The organism is Celeribacter sp. (assembly GCF_048266405.1).
Taxonomy (GTDB): Bacteria; Pseudomonadota; Alphaproteobacteria; order Rhodobacterales; family Rhodobacteraceae; genus Celeribacter.
On the sequence record NZ_JBLWZO010000001.1, the window covers coordinates 216,203 to 239,357 of the forward strand.

Here is a 23,155-nt window from a genome sequence, read left to right on the forward strand (position 1 = left end):
TGACCCGAATCGCGCGAATCAGGGAGGACGCACATGGGAGACTCGCAGGATCACAGAGATGATCTAAAGCCAGGGGAACGCCCCACGCTAAAGACGATTTCTCGGATCACGGGGCTCGCCGTGGCGACGGTGAGCCGTGCGCTCAACGATGCGCCCGATATTTCCGCCGACACCAAAAAACGGGTGCGAGAATGTGCCGACAGTATCGGCTATCTGCCCAATCGTGCGGGTGTCCGTTTGCGGACGGGGAAAACCCATGTCATCTCTCTGATCGTCTCGACAGAGCACGACATTATGAACCACACCGCGCGTTTGTTGTCCTCGATTGCCGGCGGATTGCGCCACACCTCTTACCACCTTGTTGTCACGCCGTTCTTCCCTGACGAAGACCCGATGCGCCCTGTGCGCTATGTGGTCGAAACGGGGTCAGCAGATGCGATCATTCTCAACCAGACCGAGCCCAATGACCCGCGCGTGGATTATCTGATGAAGAAGGGATTTCCCTTCGTCACGCACGGGCGCACCAATTGGTCAGACATCCATCCCTACTGTGATTTCGACAACCGCCGCTTTGGCGAGCTTGGCATCGAAGCCTTGACTCGTCGGGGGCGCAAATGCGTCCTGCTCGTCGCGCCCCCCCCCTACCATTTCTACGGCAAAGAGATTCTCGAAGGCACCAAAGAGGCTTGCGAGCGCACGGGCATGAAACGCCTCGTGTTACAAGACGTCACCACCGACAGTCATATTGATGACATTGCAACCTCGGTGCGCGCCGCGCTCAAAGCCCATCCCGAAATCGACGCCATTTTATGTGGCTCCACCAATGCCACAGTTGCCGCCACAGGCGGCGCGGAGGCGTCGGGATTCGTTATTGGCGATGACTTTGATGTGTTTGCGAAAGAAGCCACATCCTTTCTCAATCTCTTTCGCAAACAAATCCTCGTTGTCCCTGAAAACGTCGGAGCTACAGGAGCGTTGCTCGCACGCGCAGCCCTTCAGGCGATCGACCACCCGAGCCGACCGCCCATTCAGGAGCTTTCGGTTCCGACCTTCAATGATCCGCTCGGCGCTGGATAATGCACAAATTAACGCATACACTAAACACAGACATCAAACACTGGAGTGACCAATGGCATCTACAATGAAAGGCCCCGCCCTTTTCCTCGCACAATTCGCAGGCGATGAGGCCCCCTTCAATTCCCTTGAAAACATCACCAAATGGGCTGCGGGCCTTGGTTACAAAGGTGTGCAAATCCCGACCTTTGACGGCCGCCTGTTCGATGTGGACAAAGCCTATGAAAGCGACACCTACCTCGACGAGATCAAGGGCATCTGCGCCGATGCAGGCGTGGAGATCACAGAATTGTCCACCCACTTGCAGGGCCAATTGATCGCCGTGAACCCCGCCTATGACGAGGCTTTCGACGCCTTCGCCCCTGCCAAAGTCCACGGCAATCCTAAAGCCCGCCAAGCATGGGCCGTTGATCAAGTGACCAAAGTGGCTGCAATCTCGCGCAAACTCGGCCTCGACAACTCCGTGTCCTTCACAGGTTCCCTCGCCTTCCCCTACCTCTACCCGTGGCCACAGCGCCCCGCAGGCCTCATCGAGGAAGCCTTCGCGGAACTCGCCCGCCGTTGGAAACCGATCCTCGACGTCTATGACGAACACGGCGTCAACGTCGGCTATGAAATCCACCCGGGCGAAGACGTCTTTGACGGGGCAACATTCGAGATGTTTGTGGACGCACTGGGCGGCCATGAGCGGGCACAGATCAACTACGACCCGTCTCACTTCCTGCTGCAACAGCTTGATTACCTTCAGTTTATCGACCTCTACCACGACCGCATCTGCGCCTATCACGTCAAGGATGCCGAGTTTAACCCCAATGGCCGCCAAGGCGTCTATTCGGGCTACCAAGACTGGACCAACCGTGCGGGCCGCTTCCGCAGCCTTGGCGATGGTCAGGTCGATTTCTCCGGCATCTTCTCCAAACTGGCGCAATACGGCTACGATTCATGGGCCGTTCTGGAATGGGAATGCTGCCTGAAGTCACCAGAGCAAGGGGCCGCGGAGGGCGCTCCGTTCATTGCCAATCACATCATTGAGTTGACCGACAAAACCTTCGACGATTTCGCAGGTGGCGCGGCCGACAAAGAACAAATCAACCGTATGCTCGGTCTATAAGGGAGCTTTACACATGCACAAGAAACTCAAACTCGGCATGGTTGGCGGGGGACGCGGCGCCTTTATCGGTGGCGTTCACCGCATTGCGAGCCGCATCGACGGCGAATGGGAGTTGGTCGCGGGGGCACTGTCCTCCGACCCCGAACGCGCTGCCCTTTCGGCGGCTGATCTTGGCATCGCGGCGGATCGCTCCTACGGCTCTTACGCCGAAATGGCCACCGCAGAAGCCGCCCGCGAAGACGGGATCGACGCCGTTGCCATCGTCACCCCCAACCACATGCACGCCGGTCCTGCCGTCGCGTTTCTGGAGGCGGGGATCAATGTGATCTGCGACAAGCCCTTGGCCCATTCCCTTGAAGACGCTGAGAAAATCGCCGCAGCCGTTGCCAAGTCAGGCAAGCAATTCATCCTGACCCACAACTACACGGGCTACCCGTTGATGCGCCAAGCCCGCGATATGGTGCAAAGCGGAGCGCTTGGCACCCTGCGCTTTGTTGCGGTCGAGTATATTCAGGACTGGCTGACCGAGCCCGCAGATCCAGACAACAAACAAGCTGCATGGCGCACCGATCCCAAACGCTCCGGCGCGGGCGGCTGCGTGGGCGACATTGGCACCCACGCCTTCAACCTCGCCTCCTTCGTCACAGGACTTGAGGTCGAAAAAATGTCCGCCGATCTGACCGCCTTCGTTGAGGGACGCCAAGTGGACGACAACGTCGAATGCCGCTTCCGCTTCAAAGGCGGCGCAAAAGGCACGCTTTGGGCGAGCCAAGTGGCCGTGGGCAATGAAAACGGCCTCTCCCTGCGCGTCTATGGCGACAAGGGCGGCATAGAGTGGCATCAGGAAAATCCAAACGTGATGACCTTCACCCCGTTTGGCGAGCCCAAGCAAATCCTCACCCGTGGCGGCGCACAGAAAATCGGCGCGGCACAGGATTTGCGCGTCCCCCCTGGTCACCCCGAGGGCTACCTCGAAGGATTTGCCACGATCTACAAGGACGCCGCCGACATGATCCGCGCCGACAATGCCGGCACAGGCCTGACGCCGGGCATCGAGGACGGTCTCGCAGGGATGCGCTTTATCAAGGCCTGTATCGACAGTTCGGCCAAAGACGGGGCGTGGGTGACGCTTTAAGCGGCTCCCCCCCGACACAGAATGAGACCGCAGGGCCAATGGACTTGCGGTCTTTTTCATTGAGCGCCCCTACGTCAATGGCGTAAAGGAAGGCGCAAAGGGAGAGCAGCATGTATTGGGTGGTTGAAAAATCGGTGGGCGGATTGGCCCGCGCTATGGCCGTGGCGGGCGGTGCCTCGCTCCTTCTGGTCATCGCGCTGACCTGTATCTCTGTCATCGGGCGGGCCTTGGACGTCATTGGATTACAGGGCATCCCCGGAGATATCGAACTGGTCGAATTCGGGATCGGCTTTGCGGTGTTTAGCGCCCTACCCTATGCGCAATATGCCCGCGCCCATGCACGGGTCGATATGTTGCAGCGTGTCTTTGGCGACCACCTCAACCGCCTCCTTGACCTCATAGGCGATCTGCTCATGGCGGCATTCACTGTGCTTGTCGCATGGCGTCTCTATTTGGGAATGCTTGAAAAAGACGCCTATGGCGAAACCAGTTTCATCCTGCAAATTCCCGTAGTTTGGGGCTACCGCGCCGCGATGGTCGCCTGCGCCATCGGCGTGATTGTCGCCCTGTTTTGCGTGTTGCGCTCTGCCCGCGCTCTCATTGGCAAGGAGGCCTGAGATGAGCCGTTTTGAAATCGGCCTGTGGTCCTTTCCTGTCCTGCTGCTCCTGATCTTTTTGCGCGTTCCCATCGGGGTCGCGATGTTCACGGTCGGATTTGGCGGGGCCTATGTGCTCAACAGCAATACGGTCATGGTGATGAGCCAACTCAAACACCTCGTCTATGGGGAGTTCTCCTCTTATTCCTTCTCCATCATCCCGCTGTTTTTGCTCATGGGCCATTTCGCCACTCTGGGCGGCATGTCGGCGGCTTTGTTCAAAGCCTCCGAGACATGGCTCGGCCACCGCAAGGGTGGTGTGGCCATGGCCGCCATCGGGGCCTGCGCGGGCTTTGGCGCAATCTGCGGATCGTCCTTGGCCACAGCAGCGACCATGGGCAAAGTGGCGCTGCCCGAATTGCGCAAATATGGCTACACGGGGCGCTTGGCCACGGGCGCATTGGCAGCAGGCGGCACGCTTGGCATCCTGATCCCGCCCTCGGTGATCCTCGTGGTCTATGCCATGCTCGCAGAGGAAAACATCGCCAAGCTCTTTGTCGCGGCCTTTGTCCCCGGCCTGTTGGCCGCTCTGGGCTATATCATCTGCATCGCAATCTATGTTCGCGTCCGCCCGCATAGCAGCGGTGTGCGTGACAAGGCCCCCTTGGCTGAACGGTTACGCGCCTTTCTCGATGTCGCTCCGGTTCTGGCGATCTTCACTCTGGTCGTCGGCGGGATTTACCTCGGCGTTTTCACACCGACGGAAGCCGCCGCCGTGGGCGCTGCGGGCACGGGGCTTCTCGCGCTCGTCTCGGGCGGGCTGACATGGGGCAAAACGGTCGAAGCCACATTGGAAACAGCAGGGTCCACGGGCATGATTTTCCTGATCCTGATCGGGGCAAAGGTGTTCAACAACTTCCTCGCCCTCTCAGGTGTGCCACAATCCGCCGCCGCATGGGCAGGCGCATTGGACATCTCGCCGTGGCTGATCCTTGCCACGGTATTGCTGCTCTATCTGGCCTTCGGGTGCATCATGGACAGCCTGTCGATGATCTTTCTCACCGTGCCGATCATCTTCCCGATCATGGCGGCGCTGGACTTCGGCGTGGACCCTGCCGAATTCGGCCTGTGGTTCGGCATCCTCGTGCTGATCGTGGTGGAGGTCGGGCTGATCACGCCGCCTGTCGGCATGAACCTCTTCATCATCAATGCTATGGCCAAAGACATTCCCATCTCGGAGACGTTCAAAGGCACCCTGCCCTTTGTCATCACCGATCTGGTCCGCGTCGTTCTTTTGGTGGCCTTTCCCGCCCTCACACTCGGGCTTGTCCGCTTGGTCTACTGACCCCGCACATTATGCGATCACCAATCAAAACGCCCCCCGATTTCGGAGGGCGTTTTGCGCTTAGGCAGTCGCTTCATCAGGAGAGACAGGCTGTGTCACATCGCCCAAAGCCTTCATCGCCGCATATTGGCTCAGGAACACTTGCCCCGTCAGATCGTGCAACAGATGCGACTTTTGCAAGCGGTCCATCACAGGGCCTTTAACCTCTGAAAGGTGCAATTTGATCCCGCCGTCATGCAAACGCTTGTTGATCTCCTCAAGGCTTTCCAAGGCCGAACTGTCGATCTCGTTCACCGCAGGACACATCAGCACAACATGTTTGACGTCACAGTCCTCGGCGATGCGGTCGAGGATATAGTCCTCCAAGAACCGCGCATTGGCGAAATACAGGCTTTCATCGACACGGATTGTTACCATTTCGGGCGTTGTCAGGACTTCGTGCCGCTTGATATTGCGGAAATGCTCGGTGCCAGGAACCAGACCCACCTCGGCAATATGTGGCCGTGAAGTTTTATAGAGGTGCAGAGCGATCGACAGGATCACACCCGCCGACACACCCGTCTCGACGCCAAAGCCCAAGGTGAGCAAAATGGTGGCCAGAACCGCAGCGAAATCGCCTTTGGAATAGCCCCAAGTGGTTTTCAAAATCTTGAAATCCACAAGTGACAACACCGCCACGATGATCGTCGCCGCAAGTGTCGCGACGGGGAGGAAATACAACAGCGGCGTCAGGAACAGCGCGGCAAATGCGATACCAATGGCGGTAAAGGCCCCCGCCGCAGGCGTCTCCGCCCCTGCGTCGAAGTTCACCACGGAACGGGCAAACCCCCCCGTGACGGGATAGCCGCCCGAGATCGCGGCGGCCACGTTGGACGCGCCAAGGCCAATCAACTCCTGATCTGGCACGATGCGTTGACGTTTCTTCGCCGCAAGCGTTTGCGCCACGGAAACGGATTCAACAAAACCGATGATGGAAATCAAAATCGCTGCGCCGAACAGTTGCGTCCACACCTCCGCCGAAAACATCGGCAACGTCAAAGGCGGCAAACCGCGCGGCACATCGCCCACGATTTTCACGCCGTGGTTTTGCAACTGGAACACCGCAGAGACAAGCGTCGTGACGACAACGGCAGCCACGGGGCCCGCCTTGGCCGCGATATCCGCCATTCGCGGGGTGAGACCTTTGGCGATCAACAGTGGCTTGAGCCCTTTACGCACCCAGAACAAAAACGCCGTGGCCGACACCCCGATCACAAGGGTGATGAAATTCACATCACCGATATTCACAAGAATGCCGTGAATGCGTTCGGGCAACGTATCGCCCCCCGCCGAAATGCCCAACAGGTGCTTGACCTGAGAGGCCGCGATCAGAATACCAGAGGCGGTGATAAAACCCGCAATCACGGGATGGCTCAGGAAGTTTGCGAAAAAACCTAGCCGAAACAACCCCATAGCAAGCAAAATTAAACCAGACAGAAACGCCAGTGTAATCGCCGCAGCGGCATATTCCGCCGTGCCTTGCAGCGCCATATTGCCCACAACCGACGCCGTCATCAGCGACACAACCGCCACAGGCCCCACGGCCAAGGCCCGCGAGGTGCCGAAAATGGCATAGGCCACAAGCGGCAGAATGGACGCATAAAGCCCCATTTCCGCAGGAAGCCCCGCGAGAAGCGCATAGGCCAAAGACTGCGGGATCAACATGATGGTCACGATCACTGCGGCAACGCCGTCATTGGTGAAAGTGTCCATATTGTATTTCGATCCCCAATCGAGAATGGGGAAATAGCGGCGCAGGCTGCGCGGATTGAACGACACGGTGGCGGACCTTTCGGTTTGGGAGGAGTGACAGGCCTGTCTCAAAGACGGCCTGCCAAAATGATGTGGAAAACGTGTTACTTCGCGGTAACTTTTTCAGGCTTGATGAGCCATTCCTTGCCCCGCAGCATGGCTTTCCAATAGATGGGCGGCAGGATTTGCTCTTTCAAAATCCATGCCAGTCGCGTGGCCTTGGTGCCGTTGAGCAGCCATTTCGGGAAGGAGGGCAACAGCACACCGCCGTAGCCAAACTCGGCCAGAACGATCTTTCCCTTCTCAACGGTGAGCGGACATGAGCCATAGCCGTTATAGGCGGCTTGCGGGCCTTTTCCGTCGATATCTGCGGCAACGTTAATGGCCACAACGGGCGCTTGCATCCGCGCGGCAGCAGCGGTTTTGGCATTCGGCGCGTTCATCGCATCACCGAGCGACCAGATGTTCTCATAGGTCTTATGGCGCAATGTAACCTGATCCACATCGACCCAACCGCTTTCATCCACCAACGGCGACACACGGATGAAATCCGGCGCGGTTTGGGGCGGGCAAACGTGCAGCATGTCAAATTCGACCGTCACCGTTTCAGGCTCGGCATCAGGCTTCTTGACCTCAAACGTCGCCGTTTTGTTCGGACCGTCCACGGCAATAAGGTTATGGAAGAAATTGAGCTTGGCGTCGTAGCGCTTGACGTATTCCTCAAGTGCCGGAACGTAGTCTTTGACCCCGAACAGCACGCCGCCTGCATTCATGAACTGAATGTCCATCTTGCCGAGCTTACCTTGTTTTTCCCATTCGGAGGCGGACAGGTACATGGCCTTTTGCGGCGCGCCTGCGCATTTGATCGGCATTGGCGGCTGGGTGAAGATCGCGCGTCCGCCCTTTTGCTCTTGTACGAGTTTCCACGTGTAGGGCGCCAGATCATAGCGGTAGTTGGAGGTCACGCCGTTCTTGCCGAGCGTCTCTTCCAACCCTTTCACCTTGCCCCAGTCGAGTTTCAAACCGGGACAAACAATGAGGCGTTTGTATTTCACCACGCGGCACCCGTCGAGGACGAGCGCATCATTGGCAGGCTCGAAAGCCGCCACGGCGGATTTGATCCAATGCACCCCGCGCGGGATGAGCGAGCCCATCGTCTTGGCGGTCGTCTGCGCATCGAATACGCCTGCGCCCACCATCGTCCAACCGGGTTGGTAATAGTGAATGTCGGCAGGGTCGATGATCGCGATCTCAAGATCGGATTTGCGGGATTTGAGCGAGGACGCCACGGCCACCCCTGCGGCCCCTGCCCCTACGATCACAACGTCATAGCTTGCGTCCTCAACGCTATCGGTCGGCGTCACGCCCCCGTTGGCAATGCGACGCGCCACGCCCGTCATGTCGTAGCCTGCGGCCTTGGTCGCGGCGAGGATATCGACCACGGATTTCTCATTGGCCATTGCCAAAGACCACAGGGTCGTGGTGCGCGTACCTGTGCGGCAATAGCCGAACACGGGGCCGGGCAATTCGGTGAGGGCGACGCGGAATTGCTCAGCGGTTTCCTCGGTCACGATCCCCGGAGTGACGGGCAGATAGCGAAATTCCAGCCCTGCCTCTTTAGCGGCTTTTTCGATTTCCTCATGGGTCGGTTGGTCTGCGGCCTCGCCATCGGGGCGGTTGCACACCACCGAGCGGAACCCGCGTCGCGCCAGTTTGGTCAAATCGTCGAGTTGTATCTGGCCCGAAACGGTAAGCCCGTCCGAAATTTTCTTAAGATCCATATGTGCGTCTCCTCGCAACTAACTGCCGCCGACCACCTCCATCTGTGATCATAAGCCAAACGTGTCCCCGTTTCGGGGCAAGATCGTCAGCGGCGGCGGGGAGACGCGGGAGTGCGTGTGGTCCCTATCGTCCCGACAAATATCCCGCGATCGCGCTCAGGTCATACCCTGCACCCGCCGCTTGTTCCAAAATGTCCTGCGCAGGCTGATCACCCGCTTGGGACAAGGCCCATGCCGTGGTCGAGCGGGTGCCCGAACGGCAGTAGGCGTAAACTGGCCCTTCCAACTCGGCAAAGGCCCGTCCCGTTTCCTCAATCAGTTCCCCCGTGAATTGACCCGGGTAGATCGGAAGATAGAGGAAATTCAATCCTGCGGCCTTTGCTGCGGCCTCCATCGCCTCTGATTGTAATGCGCCTTCGATTTCCTCATCGGGGCGGTTGTCGATCAGGGTGCGGAATCCCTTCTCGGCAAGGATTTGAACCTCCTCCACCGTGATTTGTCCGCTGACTGTGAGCCCGTCGTTGACCTTATTGAATTCCATGTCTGTCTCTCCTGATGTGCGTGGGACCAACCTGCCCTAACCTTGGCAAATCGGTGGCGCGGGCGATCCCTCACACATCGGTTGAGACGTGATTACAGACCGTTGACCGGCACCTTCAGAAAGGTTTTGCCATCTTGATCGGCGGGCGGCAACTCACCTGCACGCATATTCACCTGCAAAGAAGGAATAATCAGACGTGGCATGTCGAGTTGAGCGTCCCGTTCCTCACGGAATTTGACGAAATCGGCCTTTGTTCTGTTGCCACCAACGTGAATGTTGTGGAGACGTTCCTCACCCACCGTGGTCTCCCACGCGATATCGCGCCCGTTGGGGCCGTAATCGTGGCACATGAACAGACGCATGTCGTCGGGCAGCGCCAACACCTTCTGGATGCTGTCGTAAAGCGTCGCCGCATCGCCACCGGGGAAATCGGCCCGCGCCGAACCGCCATCGGGCATAAACAGCGTATCACCCGTGAAGGTCGCGTTGCCCATCGTATGCGTCATACAGGCGGGCGTGTGACCAGGCGTGTGCATGGCGAAACAGTCCATCTCGCCCACCTTGTAGGTGTCACCATCCTTGAACAGGCGGTCGAACTGCGACCCGTCACGCTGGAACTCGGTGCCCTCGTTGAACACCTTGCCAAAGACGTCCTGCACGATGGTGATGTTTTCACCGATGCCGATTTTACCACCCAGATTATCTTGGAGGTAAGGCGCTGCCGACAGGTGGTCGGCGTGGACGTGGGTCTCGAGCAGCCATTCGACCTTGAGGTCGTTGTCCTGCACATACTTGATGATCTCGTCGGCGCTCTCATAAGAGATACGCCCCGCAGCGTAATCAATATCCATCACGCTATCGACCACCGCGCAGGCATTCGAGGCAGGATCTTTGACCACATAGGAAATGGTCCATGTGGCGGGGTCAAAGAAGGCTTTGACCTCTGGTGTCACGGACATATCAACGGGATAGGTGGCAGTCATATCTCTCTCCTCAAGTATCTCATCTGCGCGACACAGGCGCAGGGGGTTAGGTACTGCGGCTTGCGGCCCGACGGGCGCTAAACTGCATCATGAATTTGGCGGCAAAGATGCCGACGACGAGGGCAACGAAAAAGATCAGCACCTCAGGCTTCAGCGTGCCAACCGCAGGCAGCGCCCCGCCGGGACAAAAACCCGCAATGCCCCAACCAATGCCGAACACCGCCGAGCCGCCAATCAGTTTGGCGTCGATCACACGGCTTGTCGGCACGTTGAACGCAGGCTCAAAAGCAGGGGTCGCATAGCGTTTGAACACGGCACGGTAGCCAAAGAACGTCACCACAACAGCGCCGCCCATGACGAAGGCGAGCGATGGATCCCATGTGCCGAACACGTCGAAAAAGTTTATCACCTTGGCGGGGTTGGCCATGCCAGACATGGAAATGCCGACGCCGAACATCAGGCCAGTGAGGTAGGTCAAAAGATGTTTCATGCTCAAACCCCTCCCAATACATGGCGCACCACGAACACTGTAATCGCGGTAAAAATCATAAATGTGACAGTCGCGGCGATCGAGCGAGGCGACAGACGCGCCATGCCGCAGACCCCGTGACCAGACGTGCAACCCGACCCGAAGGTCACACCGAGCCCCACAATGATCCCGCCGACGATCAGTCCAATGTTGGACACAGGTACGTCAATCGCAGGCATCTCGCCTGCAAACAAACGGTAGACGAGCGGACCGGACACCATGCCGGCCAACAGCCATGTACGCCACGTCCAGTCAGACGAGCTTTGCGGTGTCATAAAACCCGCCAAGACGCCCGTTGCGCCAAAGACGCGGCCTTGAAAGGCCATCAAAAAGACAGCGGACAGGCCGATGAGAATGCCGCCAATCAGCGACGCCCAAGGGGTAAATTCGGTTATCATAGGCCAGTCCCCGCATTCAGGGAGGGCAATGTAAGTGCCAGATGGGTCATGTGCGTTTCCTTCGTCGTTGCGCTTTGCGCGCTTTGATTGGCCTTAATCTACTCAACCCTACGCGGGTCGTCGGTGAGTTTGTCACATAAAATGCAATTTTTGCTATATGTCTATGGAGCGCGTCAATGTCGCTACCTCTAAACGGTCACACATCGCACAGAACAAAGGCGCCAACGGCATGCCGTGGCGCCTTCTAAATTGCGGTATAACTGGGATTACACCCGTAGGCTCACTCGCCCTGCGCATCCGCGCGGGACTTGCCCGATACGTTTTGCGCCAAGGTCGCGGCCATAAACCCGTCGAGATCGCCATCCAAAACGCCTTTGGTGTCAGAGGTCTCGTAGTTGGTCCGCAGGTCTTTGACCATCTGATAGGGCTGCAACACGTAGGAACGGATCTGGTTGCCCCACCCCGCATCGCCCGCATTTTCGTGCGCTTCGTTCACAAGCGCAGACCGCTTGTCCAACTCCATCTGATACAGACGGCTTTTGAGGGCCTTCATCGCGATGTCGCGGTTCTGGTGCTGCGATTTCTCGGAACTTGTCACCACGATCCCCGTAGGAAAGTGCGTGATGCGCACAGCCGAGTCGGTGGTGTTCACGTGCTGACCACCCGCCCCTGAGGAGCGATAGGTGTCGATACGGATGTCGGCGGGATTGACCTCGATCTCGATATTATCATCCACCACGGGATAGACCTTCACCGAGGTAAAGGACGTGTGACGTTTGGCGGCACTGTCAAAGGGCGAAATCCGCACGAGGCGATGCACACCGCTTTCCGATTTCAGCCAGCCATAGGCGTTGTGACCCGAGATTTTATAAGCGGCGGATTTGATCCCCGCCTCTTCGCCCGGGCTCTCCGATTGCAGCTCGACCTTGTAACCTTTTCTTTCGGCCCAACGGACATACATCCGCGCCAACATCGACGCCCAGTCACAGCTCTCCGTGCCGCCCGCGCCCGAGTTGATCTCCAAGAATGTGTCGTTCGCATCGGCCTCGCCATCAAGCAACGCCTCAAGCTCTTTCTCGGCGGCAGTCACTTCGAGCGCTTTGAGCGCCTCTTCGGCCTCGATGATGACCTCTTGGTCCTCTTCCATCTCGCCCATTTCGATAAGCTCGATGTTGTCGTTCATATCCGTCTCGATACGGGTCGCCGTTTCCAAGGCATCCATTAGCGCCTGACGTTCACGCATCAGCTTTTGCGCCCGCTCAGGATCGTTCCACAGGGTCGGGTCCTCGATCATCGCGTTGAATTCCTCCAACCGATGCGGCGCAGTGTCCCAATCCAGTCGCTGTTTCAACAACGCGATGGATTTGCGAATTTTCTCGACTGTGTTTTCGATCTCTGCGCGCACAGGGGAATACCTTGTCTTGGGGGGCCTCGAAGCCACGTCTTTTCTGGTCGAAACACTTACCCACCACGCGCCCCTTATACAAGGTTGATCGCAGAGTTTTCGCGAGACAGGCGCGGGAAGGAAGCGACTAAATCCAGAGGGGCAGCGCAGGAAATGACCGTCCAGCCCCCTTGCCCGACAGAAGTCCGACAGTTAGCCGACGCAAAAGGCCGCGCTCTGCGCGGCCTTTTTTACAATCTCCAAACCTGACAGCCCGCTAGTAGAGCCCGCCCGAGGACAGCGAATTGAACGTCGCCTTTTTCGGGATTTTGATGGTCTTGCCGGATTGGGTTTCAACCGCCCGTTCGCCGCTATCGACCTGGCCCGCATCAAACATCGGCAGATCGGACCCCATTGCAAAACCACCGTCGAACATCAGGCCGAACACGGGCTCTTCACCATCGCGGAAATACTCGGCCACAACGTTTGGCCCCGAGGCGCTATCGGACAGGCGCGCCCCTGTGAAACGGTCGATTTTGATAAAGTGGCCACCGGGTGGAACGCGGAATTTCCCGCCGCCAAACTTGGCCACAGCCTCTTGCATAAACTCGTTGAACACAGGGCCACAGAACCCGCCGCCAGACGCCCCGGGCATAGAGCGCGGTGTATCGAAACCGATGTAGCACCCTGCCACGATATTCGAGGTAAAGCCCACAAACCATGCGTCTTTCCCGTCATTGGTCGTCCCCGTTTTACCGGCAACAGGCACAGGCAGATTGACACGACCACGCGCGGTCCCGCGCGAGACAACCCCCTGCATCATCGAAGTCAGTTGGTAGGCGGTGATCGCATCCATAACGCGTTCGCGGTTCGACACGATTGTGGGCGCAAGACCAGGCTCGAGCGCGGCCTCCTCGCACTCAAGACAATCACGTTGGTCATGCCTGTAAACGGTGCGCCCGAACCGGTCTTGGACACGGTCAACAAGCGTCGGCTCCACCCGTTCGCCGCCATTGGCAAACATCGCATAGGCCGACACCATTTTATACAGCGTTGTCTCTTCGGCGCCCAAGGAAGACGCGAGATACTGACCCATGCGGTCATAGACACCAAAGCGCTCGGCGTAGCTTGCAACCACATCCATACCGACCTCTTGGGCCAGACGGATGGTCATCAGGTTCCGCGATTGCTCGATCCCTGTACGCAGCGGTGTGGGGCCATAAAACTGACGCGAGGCATTTTTCGGACGCCAGACCCCTTGGGGTGTGTTGATCTCGATCGGCGCGTCAACAACGATGGTCGCAGGTGTGAACCCGCTGTCGAGAGCTGCGGCATAAACGAACGGTTTGAACGACGACCCCGGTTGGCGTGTGGCCTGCGTGGCGCGGTTAAACACCGAGTTCTGGTAAGAGAACCCACCCTGCATGGCGATCACGCGCCCCGTGTTGACGTCCATCGCGACAAAGCCGCCCTGAACTCCGGGAACTTGGCGCAGGGTCCAGCGGATCAGATCGCCCGTGCCATTGTCGCCTGTTGTCATGCGGCGGATATGAACCACGTCGCCACGCTCGAAATTATCCGAGAACCCGCCACGCATCCATTTGATATCCTCGCGCGGAACGCTCACTTCGCCCGTGTTTTCCACCAATACCGTCATGCTTTGCGTGCCGACCTGATCGACCACACCAACGAACCATCCGCCATCAAGCGTGATGTCTCGCGCCACTCGAACCTCACCAAGCGCCTCTTCCCATGTGCCCGCATCAATCGTGGCAGGGTCGATGGTTTTCCCCGTACCGCGCCATTCGCCGCGCTGACGGTCAAGGGTCTCCAGACGGCTCTCAAGGGCATGGCGAGCCACCGTTTGCAGTTCGGGATCAATGGTCGCCCGAATAGACAGCCCACCCTCAAAAAACTCTTCTTCGCCAAAGTCTTGCGACAATTGGCGGCGAATTTCATCTGTGAAGTAATCGCGTGGCGGCAGTTGCTCGCGAAAGCCTTCGTAGTCGCCGTTTTGCACCGAACGGATCGGCTCGAGACGGGCGCGTTCATATTCCGCCTGCTCCAGATAGCCGTTCTCATACATCTCGCGCAGAACGAAGTTGCGGCGCTCGAGGGCTGCGTCATAGTTTTTCACAGGATGATAGGAATACGGCGCCTTTGGATGGATCGCGAGGAAGGCCGCCTCTTCGGGAGACAGCTCGCTCAGGGTCTTGTTGAAATAGGTCTGTGCCGCAGCGGTCACACCAAACGATCGCGCGCCAAGGTCGATCTCGTTGAGATACAGGCCCAGAATCTCATCTTTGCTCAGAGTTTGCTCAAGTCGGGAGGCAAGAATGATCTCTTTGATCTTGCGCTCGGCAGAGCGGTCAGAGGACAGCAGGAAGTTCTTCATCACCTGCTGTGTAATGGTCGATGCACCGCGCAACCGTCCGCCCTGTGCCGCGGACAGAGCCGCAGCAATCATGCCGCGAATGTCATAACCGGGGTGGTTGTAAAAATTCTTATCCTCGGCAGAAATAAAGGCGAATTTCACCAAATCGGGAATTTCCGAAGGCGGCGTATACAGACGGCGTTCACGGGCGAACTCGTCAATAATCTTGCCTTCGCCGCTATAGACGCGCGAAATCGTGGGCGGTTGGTATTGCGCCAAGGTTTCGTGATTGGGCAAATCGCGGCTGTACATCCACAGCACGCCGCCAATAACCAAAGCGAGCAAAACGAGGCCCGTGGTCACGAGCGAAAAAATCGCCCCGAAAAAAGAGAGTGTAAACCGAAGCACGCGTATTGCCTTTCCCACCGTCGGCGCGCGCGTGTGCAAGTGACTCGCCCGATCCGACCTTTGGCCTTACTTATACATCCCACGGCCCGTGGTCAAAACGAACCCGCGAAAATGTGACTGCATGTGCGCGAGGCTTCGCCTGTTGCGCGAGTTTCCTTGCGTCATTTGCGCAAATTACGCGCCGCATCGCGGTCACTCTCGTGCCATGCCACCAATGCGTCACGGATCGCCCATGCCGCTTTGGCCCGCCACGCCGCATCGACCAACTTTGCGCGGTCCTTTTTCGAGGACAGAAAACCAAGCTCCAACAAAACCGACGGAATATCCGCAGATTTCAGCACCGAAAACCCCGCCTCAAGGCGTGGACGCTTATGCATCCCCACGCTTTGGGTAAGCGCCTCGACCAAGGCATCAGCCAAAGCATCGGTGCGCGGTTGAGTCTCTGTGCGGGCCATGTCCAACAACACTCTGACAATCACATCGTCTTGGTCGGACAGGTCCACGCCCGACAAAATATCAGCCCGATCATGGCGTTCGGCCAATTTGCGCGAGGCTTCATCAGAGGCCCGATCCGCGAGCGTATAGACTGTCGCACCCTCGGCACGGCCTTCGGAAATGGCGTCAGCATGCAGCGACAGGAACACATCCGCGCCCGCCTCATGGGCCCGTGTGATGCGGGATTCAAGCGGAACAAAACTATCGTCCTCACGCGTCAAAACCACCTCAAAGCCCCCTGCCCGCACCAAAGTATCGCGCAACTCTTGGGCGAAGGTCAGCATCACGTCGGCCTCTTTGACACCATCGCGCTCCGCGCCCGGATCAATGCCGCCATGCCCCGGATCAAGCACGACAACCAACGGGCCACCGTCAGGCTTGGACTGCGCGGGCAAGGAAACCGCTTTGTTCGTGCGCTCGAACTTCGCCGCTGCGGGCGCACCGGCTCCTGCCTCAAATGTCGCGGCATCTGTAGGCTCCATCGCCAAGCGCAACATCGCGCCCTCATCATCCCGCGTCATCTCCGCCATTTCAATTTTCAATGGACGATCAAGGTCGATCACCATGCGCGACCAACCGGGGCGGAACAAGCCGACACGCAAGCCCGTCACGGCCTCGGAGGCGTCAAAGGCCTCCGTGTCAAATCCCGTCCAATCAACCTCGGAGAGATCGATCACGAGGCGCATCGGATCCCGCAGCGTAAAAATACGAAACGGCACGGGCTGCCCCATACGCAGATGCAGCCACGTCGTCGTGCCCTCTTCGCGCAGGAAAGATCCCGCATTGGCCGCAGGCGTCAGCGCGTTAAACCCGCTTTGCGCCGAGGCGGCTAACGGGCAGAGGGCGAGCGCCAAACACAAAACCGCTCGCGCAAAACACTGCCGCGCCGCTGATAATACTCGTCTCATTGCCCCGATCACACCCGCACCCTACTCGTTGGTTTTCCGCATCCTAACCAGACCGCCCGCGCGATCCTAGCCCTTGGCGCGTTTACTCATAAACTCGTGAAGCCGCGCAAGTCCCTCGCGGATATCGGCAGTCGATCGGGCATAGGAAAACCGCATCGTCTGCGCCCCGCGCACGGGATCGAAATCCAGACCGGGCGTGACCGCCACCCCGACCTGATCCAGAATTTCGGCGCAAAAGGCACGGCTGTCGTCGGTCAACTCCGACACATCGGCATAGATATAGAACGCGCCATCAGGCGGTGCGATCTTGTCAAAACCAATTTTGGGCAATTCTTCCATCATCAGACGGCGGTTCTCGGCGTAGACCTCGACATGGGCGTCGCATTCCTCACGCCCTTGCAAGGCGCCAAGGGCGGCGATCTGGGCGGCGTGAGGAGGACAGATGAACAGGTTTTGCGCCAAACGTTCAATCACCCGCACATGATCCTCAGGCACGACCATCCACCCGACGCGCCATCCCGTCATGGAGAAATATTTGGAAAAGGAATTGATGACATAGACATCATCACTGACCTCAAGCGCCGTCACCGCCCGTTTGTCATATTGCACACCGTGGTAAATCTCGTCGGAAATGAACGAGATACCCTTCGCTGCACAGGTCTCGATCAGACCTGCCATCGCCGCACGGTCCAGCATCGTCCCCGACGGATTTCCCGGAGAGGCAACAATCAACCCGTCCACATCGTCGGGTATCTGTGACGGAACAGGTTGCAAGCGGTTCTCTGGCGTCGATTGAATGCCCACGGGGTCAAGGTCGAGCGCGCTGAGAATCTGGCGATAAGACGGGTACCCCGGCTCACCCAAGGCAACTTTGTCCCCTGCGTCGAACAACGCGGTAAAGGCGAGGATAAACGCGCCAGACGAGCCAGACGTGACAACCACACGCGACGGATCAACCGTGACCCCATACCAATCGGCATAAAGCCCCGCGATGGCACGGCGCAACTCGGGGAGCCCAAGCGCCACGGTATAGCCCAATGGCCCCTCTTCCATCGCGGCGGCCAGTTTGGCACGGGCTTTGGCGGGCGCACCTGTCGAGGGCTGTCCCACCTCCATATGGATCACGTGACGGCCCGCATCCTCGGCGGCGCGCGCGGCCTCCATCACATCCATGACAATAAAGGGGTCAACATTGCTGCGGCGGGACGTTTTCATCATGGGGCCTCTTGATCTGGAATGGTCCAACCGATGCCAGTTGGCGCGTGAAATTGCAACGCCTGCACCACAAATCTCGCGCCAAAACACCACAGGTGCGACTTGCGGTCACGCAACTGTTGGGTGGACCCGCGCAGGTGATGTGCTAAACGCATAAGGAACAGTTTTTTAACGGAGAGATATCTCATGGCTCTGCCCCGCTTTTTGACCCGCCTTGGCACCGCTGCCCTTTTGGCGACCACGACGGCCTTTGGGGCACATGCCCTTGACCTCACCAACATGTCCGATGCGGAACGCGCGGCCTTTGGCGCCGAAATCCGCGCCTACCTATTGGAAAACCCCGAAGTGCTGATGGAAGCCGTTGACGTCTACAATCAACGCCAACAAGCCGCACAGGAAGCAGGCGAAGCCGATCTAATCGCCGCCCACGCTGCTGATCTGTACGAGGCTGAGGGAGATCTGGTCTACGGCAACCCTGACGCCGATTTGATCTTTGTCGAGTTCTCCGACTACCGCTGTGGCTACTGCAAAAAAGCCTACCCCGATGTCAAAGCGCTGTTGGAAAAAGACGGCAACATCAAACTCATCGTCAAGGAATTCCCCATCCTTGGTGAAGAAAGCGTATTGGCCGCCCGCTTTGCGCTGGCTGTCCGTGCCGTGAGCGGCGAAGAGGCCTATCATGCGATCCACGACGCCTTGATGACCGCACGCAGCAACGTGACCGAAGGCAGTTTGAAACGGATGGTGAATGACCTCGACCAAGATGTGGATGTCGACGCCGTCATGGCCGCACTCGACAGCGACGAGGTCAATACGATCTTGGGCCGCAACCAACAGCTCGGCCAGATTTTCCAGATATCGGGCACACCAACATTCGTGATGGGTGGTCAGCTTGTTCGTGGCTATGTGCCATTCGACGCGATGACCGAGATTGTCGCAGAACTACGCGACAAGGGATAATCCCTCACGTCACCGCGCAACGCACCAAAAGACAAGCCCCGCAGATCACTGGCGGGGCTTTTTCTATTCAATGTCCAAGCGTAGAGATCACTCTGCCGCATCAACCTCAGTATCAGTATCAGTATCAGCTTTGGCGGCGAGTTCGGCAGCTTTGGCTTCGACCTGCTCAACGATGTGGTCAACCATGCGGTCATTGTCCATCTTGTGGCTTTGCTTGCCGCCCAGATAAACCATGCCGTGCCCTGCGCCGCCGCCGGTCCAACCGACATCTGTCATCAGCGCTTCACCCGGACCATTGACGACACAGCCGATAATCGACAGCGACATCGGCGTTTTGATATGCTCAAGGCGTTGTTCCAAGGCCTCCACCGTTTTGATCACATCAAAGCCCTGACGCGCACAGGACGGACAGGAAATAATATTTACGCCGCGGTGACGCAAACCGAGGGATTTGAGGATTTCATAGCCAACCTTGACCTCCTCAACGGGGTCCGCCGAGAGGCTCACACGGATGGTATCGCCAATGCCCATCCACAACAGTTGCCCCATGCCGATGGCCGATTTGATCGTCCCCGACATCAAGCCACCTGCCTCGGTGATCCCAAGGTGGATCGGCGCGTCGGTGGCATCGGCCAGTTGTTGATAAGCCGCAGACGCAAGAAACACGTCCGACGCCTTCACAGAGATTTTGAAGTTATGGAAATCGTTGTCTTCGAGAATTTTGATGTGATCCAAGCCACTCTCAACCATAGCGTCAGGGCAAGGTTCCGCATATTTATCAAGCAGATGCTTCTCTAGAGACCCCGCATTCACACCAATGCGAATGGAGCAATTATGGTCCTTCGCCGCTTTGATCACCTCTTTGACGCGCTTTTCATCTCCGATGTTACCGGGATTGATACGCAGACAGGCCGCCCCCGCTTCGGCAGCTTCAATGGCGCGTTTGTAGTGGAAGTGAATGTCGGCCACGATGGGCACGGGACTTTCACGGCAAATTTCCTTGAGCGCCGTGGTCGCCGCCACGTCAGGGGCGGAGATGCGGACAATATCGGCCCCTGCATCAGCGGCACGGATCACTTGGTCCAAGGTCGCTTTGACATCGCCGCTATCGGTGTTGGTCATGGTTTGCACCGAAATCGGCGCATCACCACCCACGGGCACGTTGCCCACCCAGATTTTGCGGCTGACACGGCGCTCGATATTACGCCAAGGGCGGATCGGATTATGGGACATGGGGTGCGGTCCTTGCAGCAGGGATCTAAGTCACGCCCTTGATAGGACGCACGGTTCGCGCACGCAAGCACCGGACCGCATGATCGCGTGGAGGTGAAGCGTCAGACGCGCCAGATCAGGATATCGAAGGGAGCGGCCTACTGCGCTTCGGGCGCGAGCGTCACGTCGTTTTGCGCCACGCGGAACATCTCGGCCACGCCTTCGTTGGCGGCGAGATCGACAGGGGCAAAGGTCTCGGAAACCGCCGCGACTGAAAGCGGGATATTCTTGACCACGGAGCCTGATCCACCTGCGGGGCCATAGGCCTGACCATTGACGGCAAAGTAGACACCGCCAGCATTGCCCGTGCGCAAAAGTGGCGCATCCTCGGTGGCGGGCAGCACGTAGCGCTCACCTGCGTTAAGGATTTTCTCGAACAGAATGGAGCCATCAGCGGCACTGACCCGCACCCAAGTGGCATTGACCGCAACGAGCGCCAGTTCGGGTGCATCAGCTTCGACCACTTGGATCGGAGCCTCTCCAAACTCGTCACTCAGCACCGCATCGGCGATCTGGTTTGACATGGCGTTCAGACGTTCCTCGGCGCTCTCTTCTCCCAAAGCGCCAACAGAACGCGGATCAAGAGTCGCAATCGGACCGTCACGTGGGACGAGAACAGGCACGTCGAGGGCTTGTGGACGGTACAAACGGTTAAATGCATCGGCAGAAGGCTCGGCAATGCCAACCTCTTCGTCAAGCGCGGCAATCACCGTCTGTTGTGATGATTGTACGGGAGCAATGTCGGCCACAACACCGGGAACCTGATCCACGGGGGCCAGTTGCACCTTTTGAATTTCTTTGAGAACAGACCACGCACCAAAGCCGATCACGCCGACAAGCAGCAACAAAACGGCGGTCGAACCGATTGCTCCGGGTTCCACCTTGGCCAAGAAACTCTCGCCACGCGGCACGAAACTCGCATTGGGATCGGCAAAGGGATCTTTCTTCACGCCTGATGTAGCAGCAACGGGCGCAGCATTCTTGCGTTTGACCGAGGCTTCGGGAGCCATGCCATGTGCAACGGCAAAACCACTCTCTGCACAAAAACGCGTGAAGGCCCAATCGGGATCAAGACCGAGATAACGCGCATAGGAACGCACATATCCCGCAATGAACCCTTGGGTTTCAAACACGCTCGGATCGGCATTTTCAATCGCGGCAATGTAGGTGGCTTTGATCTTGAGTTCACGCTGAACATCCAAAAGTGATTTGGATTGAGTTGCACGTTCCCCACGCATAACGTCTCCGAGTTTGAGCTCGAAATCGTCAAAGCCGCGAGGTTCATTTACCTCTTCGACGGGTGGTTTGCTCCACCGTCCTATCATGCGAACTGTCCCTACTCTTTGTCCCCGACGCCCGCTCGAATCGCTTTGAGCGTTATAAAAAGCCTTACCACAGCAAAATTAGCGTCGCACAGAGGGAAACGAAATTACCCTGCGAGTTCGGCACGATTCAGCGCACAATGGCTCCAAAGTGCGTCCAATCCCTGAATAAGTGCATCCATTTCACGCGGTCCATGAACAGGCGACGGGGTAAAGCGCAAACGTTCCGTGCCGCGCGGCACTGTGGGGAAGTTCACCGGCTGGACGTAAATGCCATATTGCTCAAGCAACATATCGGACATCAATTTGGTGTGCTTGGGATCGCCGACGATTAGCGGCACAATGTGCGAGCCGTGATCTGTGATCGGAAGGCCCAACCCTTTGAGGCGGGTCTTGAGAATTTTCGCCTGCGTCTGATGCTCTTCGCGCAAAGCTGCCCCGCCCTCACCTTTGAGGTAGGCAATCGACGCTGCCGCGCCTGCGGCCACAGCGGGTGGAATGGACGTGGTAAAGATGAAGCCCGGCGCATAGGAGCGCACCGCATCACACATTTTCTCGGACGCAGCAATATAGCCACCGAACACGCCAAAGGCTTTGCCCAACGTGCCGTTGATGATGTCGAGACGGTCCATCAGACCGTCGCGCTCAGCCACGCCACCGCCGTGCGCGCCGTACATGCCCACGGCATGGACCTCATCGAGATAGGTCAGCGCGTTGAATTCTTCGGCCAGATCGCAAATTTCTTTGATCGGCGCGAAATCACCATCCATCGAATAGACCGACTCAAACGCAATCAGCTTCGGCGCGTCCGGATCATCGGCGGCCAGAAGTTCGCGCAGGTGGTCGAGATCGTTGTGGCGGAAAATCCGTTTAGCCCCGCCATTGCGGCGAATGCCCTCAATCATGGAGGCGTGGTTCAACTCGTCGGAATAGATGATGAGGCCCGGAAACAGGGTCGGCAGCGTCGAAAGCGTCGCGTCATTGGCGATATAGGCCGAAGAGAAGACCAGCGCGGCCTCTTTGCCGTGAAGATCGGCCAGCTCAGCCTCAAGACGTTTGTGATACACTGTGGTGCCGGAAATGTTGCGCGTGCCGCCAGAGCCGGCACCCGTTGCATCCACGGCTTCTTTCATCGCTTCAAGCACAACGGGATGTTGCCCCATGCCGAGGTAATCATTGCCACACCAGACGGTGACTGGCGCTTCGGACCCATCAGCTTTTTTCCACGTCGCGTGGGGATAATTGCCGCACTTGCGTTCAATGTCGATAAAGGTGCGGTACCGCCCCTCGTCATGAAGGCGCTTCAACGCTCCGTCAAGTTTCGCTGAATAATCCACTGGTAGTCCTTTCGCGCGTCTTTCGTTCGACCCTTTTAGCAACCTGACTTTCAAAAAGCGACTCGTATTCATAAATCGCTACCTGTCGTCGCAGGTGGTCAAACCGATCATTATTATCGCTACTAGTCTTAGCTGATCTAAAATTCGTTTTAGTATGATCCATGTCAACCCGTCTCCAATCTCTGGACACTGCATT

At 57.9% G+C, this 23,155-nt stretch carries 19 protein-coding genes and 1 pseudogene; 6 read left to right on the top strand and 14 right to left on the bottom strand.

Annotated features, from left to right (window positions below; translation table 11 throughout):
* Window positions 1-33: 33 nt before the first annotated feature.
* The 5 genes from ACN0TS_RS01125 (at window position 34) to ACN0TS_RS01145 (ending at window position 5,261) form a co-directional block, all read left to right on the top strand.
* A complete protein-coding gene (locus tag ACN0TS_RS01125) occupies window positions 34-1,077 on the top strand; it encodes a LacI family transcriptional regulator (protein ID WP_417257476.1) in 1,044 nt (347 codons plus the stop codon).
* 52 nt (window positions 1,078-1,129) lie between these two features.
* A complete protein-coding gene (locus ACN0TS_RS01130; RefSeq protein WP_417257477.1) occupies window positions 1,130-2,185 on the top strand; it encodes a sugar phosphate isomerase/epimerase family protein in 1,056 nt (351 codons plus the stop codon).
* 13 nt (window positions 2,186-2,198) lie between these two features.
* Window positions 2,199-3,320, top strand: a complete 1,122-nt coding sequence (locus tag ACN0TS_RS01135; protein ID WP_417257478.1) for a Gfo/Idh/MocA family protein — start codon at window positions 2,199-2,201, stop codon at window positions 3,318-3,320.
* Window positions 3,321-3,430: 110 nt separating this feature from the next.
* The gene (locus tag ACN0TS_RS01140) at window positions 3,431-3,937 is read left to right on the top strand and encodes a TRAP transporter small permease (protein WP_417257479.1); all 507 of its coding nucleotides are present in this window, start codon (window positions 3,431-3,433) and stop codon (window positions 3,935-3,937) included.
* A 1-nt stretch (window position 3,938) separates the two neighbouring features.
* Window positions 3,939-5,261 (top strand): TRAP transporter large permease, encoded by a 1,323-nt coding sequence (locus ACN0TS_RS01145; RefSeq protein ID WP_417257480.1) that lies wholly within the window; start codon window positions 3,939-3,941, stop codon window positions 5,259-5,261.
* 60 nt (window positions 5,262-5,321) lie between these two features.
* Here the strand turns inward: ACN0TS_RS01145 and ACN0TS_RS01150 are convergent, their stop codons facing one another.
* The 10 genes from ACN0TS_RS01150 to ACN0TS_RS01195 form a co-directional block, all read right to left on the bottom strand.
* Entirely contained in the window at window positions 5,322-7,079 is a 1,758-nt protein-coding gene (locus ACN0TS_RS01150) for a SulP family inorganic anion transporter (RefSeq protein WP_417257481.1), read from the bottom strand.
* A 77-nt stretch (window positions 7,080-7,156) separates the two neighbouring features.
* Complete coding sequence (locus ACN0TS_RS01155; protein ID WP_417257482.1) at window positions 7,157-8,833, bottom strand: TIGR01244 family sulfur transferase; 1,677 nt, start codon at window positions 8,831-8,833, stop codon at window positions 7,157-7,159.
* A 124-nt stretch (window positions 8,834-8,957) separates the two neighbouring features.
* Window positions 8,958-9,374: a TIGR01244 family sulfur transferase gene (locus ACN0TS_RS01160; protein WP_417257483.1), complete on the bottom strand. Its 417-nt coding sequence runs from the start codon at window positions 9,372-9,374 to the stop codon at window positions 8,958-8,960.
* Window positions 9,375-9,466: 92 nt separating this feature from the next.
* A complete protein-coding gene (locus ACN0TS_RS01165) occupies window positions 9,467-10,357 on the bottom strand; it encodes an MBL fold metallo-hydrolase (protein WP_417257484.1) in 891 nt (296 codons plus the stop codon).
* 46 nt (window positions 10,358-10,403) lie between these two features.
* Complete coding sequence (locus tag ACN0TS_RS01170; protein ID WP_417257485.1) at window positions 10,404-10,847, bottom strand: DUF6691 family protein; 444 nt, start codon at window positions 10,845-10,847, stop codon at window positions 10,404-10,406.
* Between the two features lie 2 nt (window positions 10,848-10,849).
* On the bottom strand, window positions 10,850-11,284 hold the full coding sequence (locus ACN0TS_RS01175) for a YeeE/YedE family protein (protein WP_417257486.1): 435 nt from the start codon (window positions 11,282-11,284) through the stop codon (window positions 10,850-10,852).
* A 280-nt stretch (window positions 11,285-11,564) separates the two neighbouring features.
* Window positions 11,565-12,689 (bottom strand): peptide chain release factor 2, encoded by a 1,125-nt coding sequence (prfB, locus tag ACN0TS_RS01180; RefSeq protein ID WP_417257487.1) that lies wholly within the window; start codon window positions 12,687-12,689, stop codon window positions 11,565-11,567.
* Window positions 12,690-12,945: 256 nt separating this feature from the next.
* Entirely contained in the window at window positions 12,946-15,450 is a 2,505-nt protein-coding gene (locus ACN0TS_RS01185) for a penicillin-binding protein 1A (RefSeq protein ID WP_417257488.1), read from the bottom strand.
* Window positions 15,451-15,611: 161 nt separating this feature from the next.
* Window positions 15,612-16,799: an N-acetylmuramoyl-L-alanine amidase gene (locus ACN0TS_RS01190; protein WP_417257489.1), complete on the bottom strand. Its 1,188-nt coding sequence runs from the start codon at window positions 16,797-16,799 to the stop codon at window positions 15,612-15,614.
* 120 nt (window positions 16,800-16,919) lie between these two features.
* Window positions 16,920-18,068 carry a pyridoxal phosphate-dependent aminotransferase gene (locus tag ACN0TS_RS01195; protein ID WP_417258162.1) on the bottom strand — a complete coding sequence of 383 codons (1,149 nt, stop codon included), beginning with the start codon at window positions 18,066-18,068 and terminating at the stop codon, window positions 16,920-16,922.
* 186 nt (window positions 18,069-18,254) lie between these two features.
* Here ACN0TS_RS01195 and ACN0TS_RS01200 point away from each other — a divergent pair, with 186 nt between their 5' ends.
* The gene (locus ACN0TS_RS01200) at window positions 18,255-19,028 is read left to right on the top strand and encodes a DsbA family protein (RefSeq protein ID WP_417257490.1); all 774 of its coding nucleotides are present in this window, start codon (window positions 18,255-18,257) and stop codon (window positions 19,026-19,028) included.
* Window positions 19,029-19,115: 87 nt separating this feature from the next.
* Here the strand turns inward: ACN0TS_RS01200 and ispG are convergent, their stop codons facing one another.
* From ispG to hemA, 4 genes and pseudogenes are all read right to left on the bottom strand, one after another.
* Window positions 19,116-20,261, bottom strand: coding sequence for a flavodoxin-dependent (E)-4-hydroxy-3-methylbut-2-enyl-diphosphate synthase (gene ispG / locus ACN0TS_RS01205; RefSeq protein WP_417257491.1), 1,146 nt, complete (start codon window positions 20,259-20,261; stop codon window positions 19,116-19,118).
* 137 nt (window positions 20,262-20,398) lie between these two features.
* Entirely contained in the window at window positions 20,399-21,310 is a 912-nt protein-coding gene (locus tag ACN0TS_RS01210) for a DUF4115 domain-containing protein (protein WP_417258163.1), read from the bottom strand.
* A gap of 63 nt (window positions 21,311-21,373) precedes the next feature.
* Window positions 21,374-21,625: pseudogene (locus ACN0TS_RS01215) on the bottom strand (helix-turn-helix domain-containing protein); the annotation flags it as partial.
* 104 nt (window positions 21,626-21,729) lie between these two features.
* The gene (hemA, locus tag ACN0TS_RS01220) at window positions 21,730-22,959 is read right to left on the bottom strand and encodes a 5-aminolevulinate synthase (protein ID WP_417257492.1); all 1,230 of its coding nucleotides are present in this window, start codon (window positions 22,957-22,959) and stop codon (window positions 21,730-21,732) included.
* Window positions 22,960-23,155: the final 196 nt, after the last annotated feature.

What these genes read in the sequence shown, in the direction of transcription:
- ACN0TS_RS01200 (WP_417257490.1), top strand. Translation starts at nt 18,255, where the DNA reads ATGGCTCTGCCCCGCTTTTTGACCCGCCTTGGCACCGCTGCCCTTTTG.
- ACN0TS_RS01145 (WP_417257480.1), top strand. Translation starts at nt 3,939, where the DNA reads ATGAGCCGTTTTGAAATCGGCCTGTGGTCCTTTCCTGTCCTGCTGCTC.
- ACN0TS_RS01140 (WP_417257479.1), top strand. Translation starts at nt 3,431, where the DNA reads ATGTATTGGGTGGTTGAAAAATCGGTGGGCGGATTGGCCCGCGCTATG.
- ACN0TS_RS01195 (WP_417258162.1), bottom strand. Translation starts at nt 18,068, where the DNA reads ATGAAAACGTCCCGCCGCAGCAATGTTGACCCCTTTATTGTCATGGAT.
- ispG (WP_417257491.1), bottom strand. Translation starts at nt 20,261, where the DNA reads ATGTCCCATAATCCGATCCGCCCTTGGCGTAATATCGAGCGCCGTGTC.
- ACN0TS_RS01125 (WP_417257476.1), top strand. Translation starts at nt 34, where the DNA reads ATGGGAGACTCGCAGGATCACAGAGATGATCTAAAGCCAGGGGAACGC.
- ACN0TS_RS01130 (WP_417257477.1), top strand. Translation starts at nt 1,130, where the DNA reads ATGGCATCTACAATGAAAGGCCCCGCCCTTTTCCTCGCACAATTCGCA.
- ACN0TS_RS01160 (WP_417257483.1), bottom strand. Translation starts at nt 9,374, where the DNA reads ATGGAATTCAATAAGGTCAACGACGGGCTCACAGTCAGCGGACAAATC.
- ACN0TS_RS01175 (WP_417257486.1), bottom strand. Translation starts at nt 11,284, where the DNA reads ATGATAACCGAATTTACCCCTTGGGCGTCGCTGATTGGCGGCATTCTC.
- ACN0TS_RS01155 (WP_417257482.1), bottom strand. Translation starts at nt 8,833, where the DNA reads ATGGATCTTAAGAAAATTTCGGACGGGCTTACCGTTTCGGGCCAGATA.
- ACN0TS_RS01170 (WP_417257485.1), bottom strand. Translation starts at nt 10,847, where the DNA reads ATGAAACATCTTTTGACCTACCTCACTGGCCTGATGTTCGGCGTCGGC.
- ACN0TS_RS01210 (WP_417258163.1), bottom strand. Translation starts at nt 21,310, where the DNA reads ATGGCTCCCGAAGCCTCGGTCAAACGCAAGAATGCTGCGCCCGTTGCT.
- ACN0TS_RS01165 (WP_417257484.1), bottom strand. Translation starts at nt 10,357, where the DNA reads ATGACTGCCACCTATCCCGTTGATATGTCCGTGACACCAGAGGTCAAA.
- ACN0TS_RS01135 (WP_417257478.1), top strand. Translation starts at nt 2,199, where the DNA reads ATGCACAAGAAACTCAAACTCGGCATGGTTGGCGGGGGACGCGGCGCC.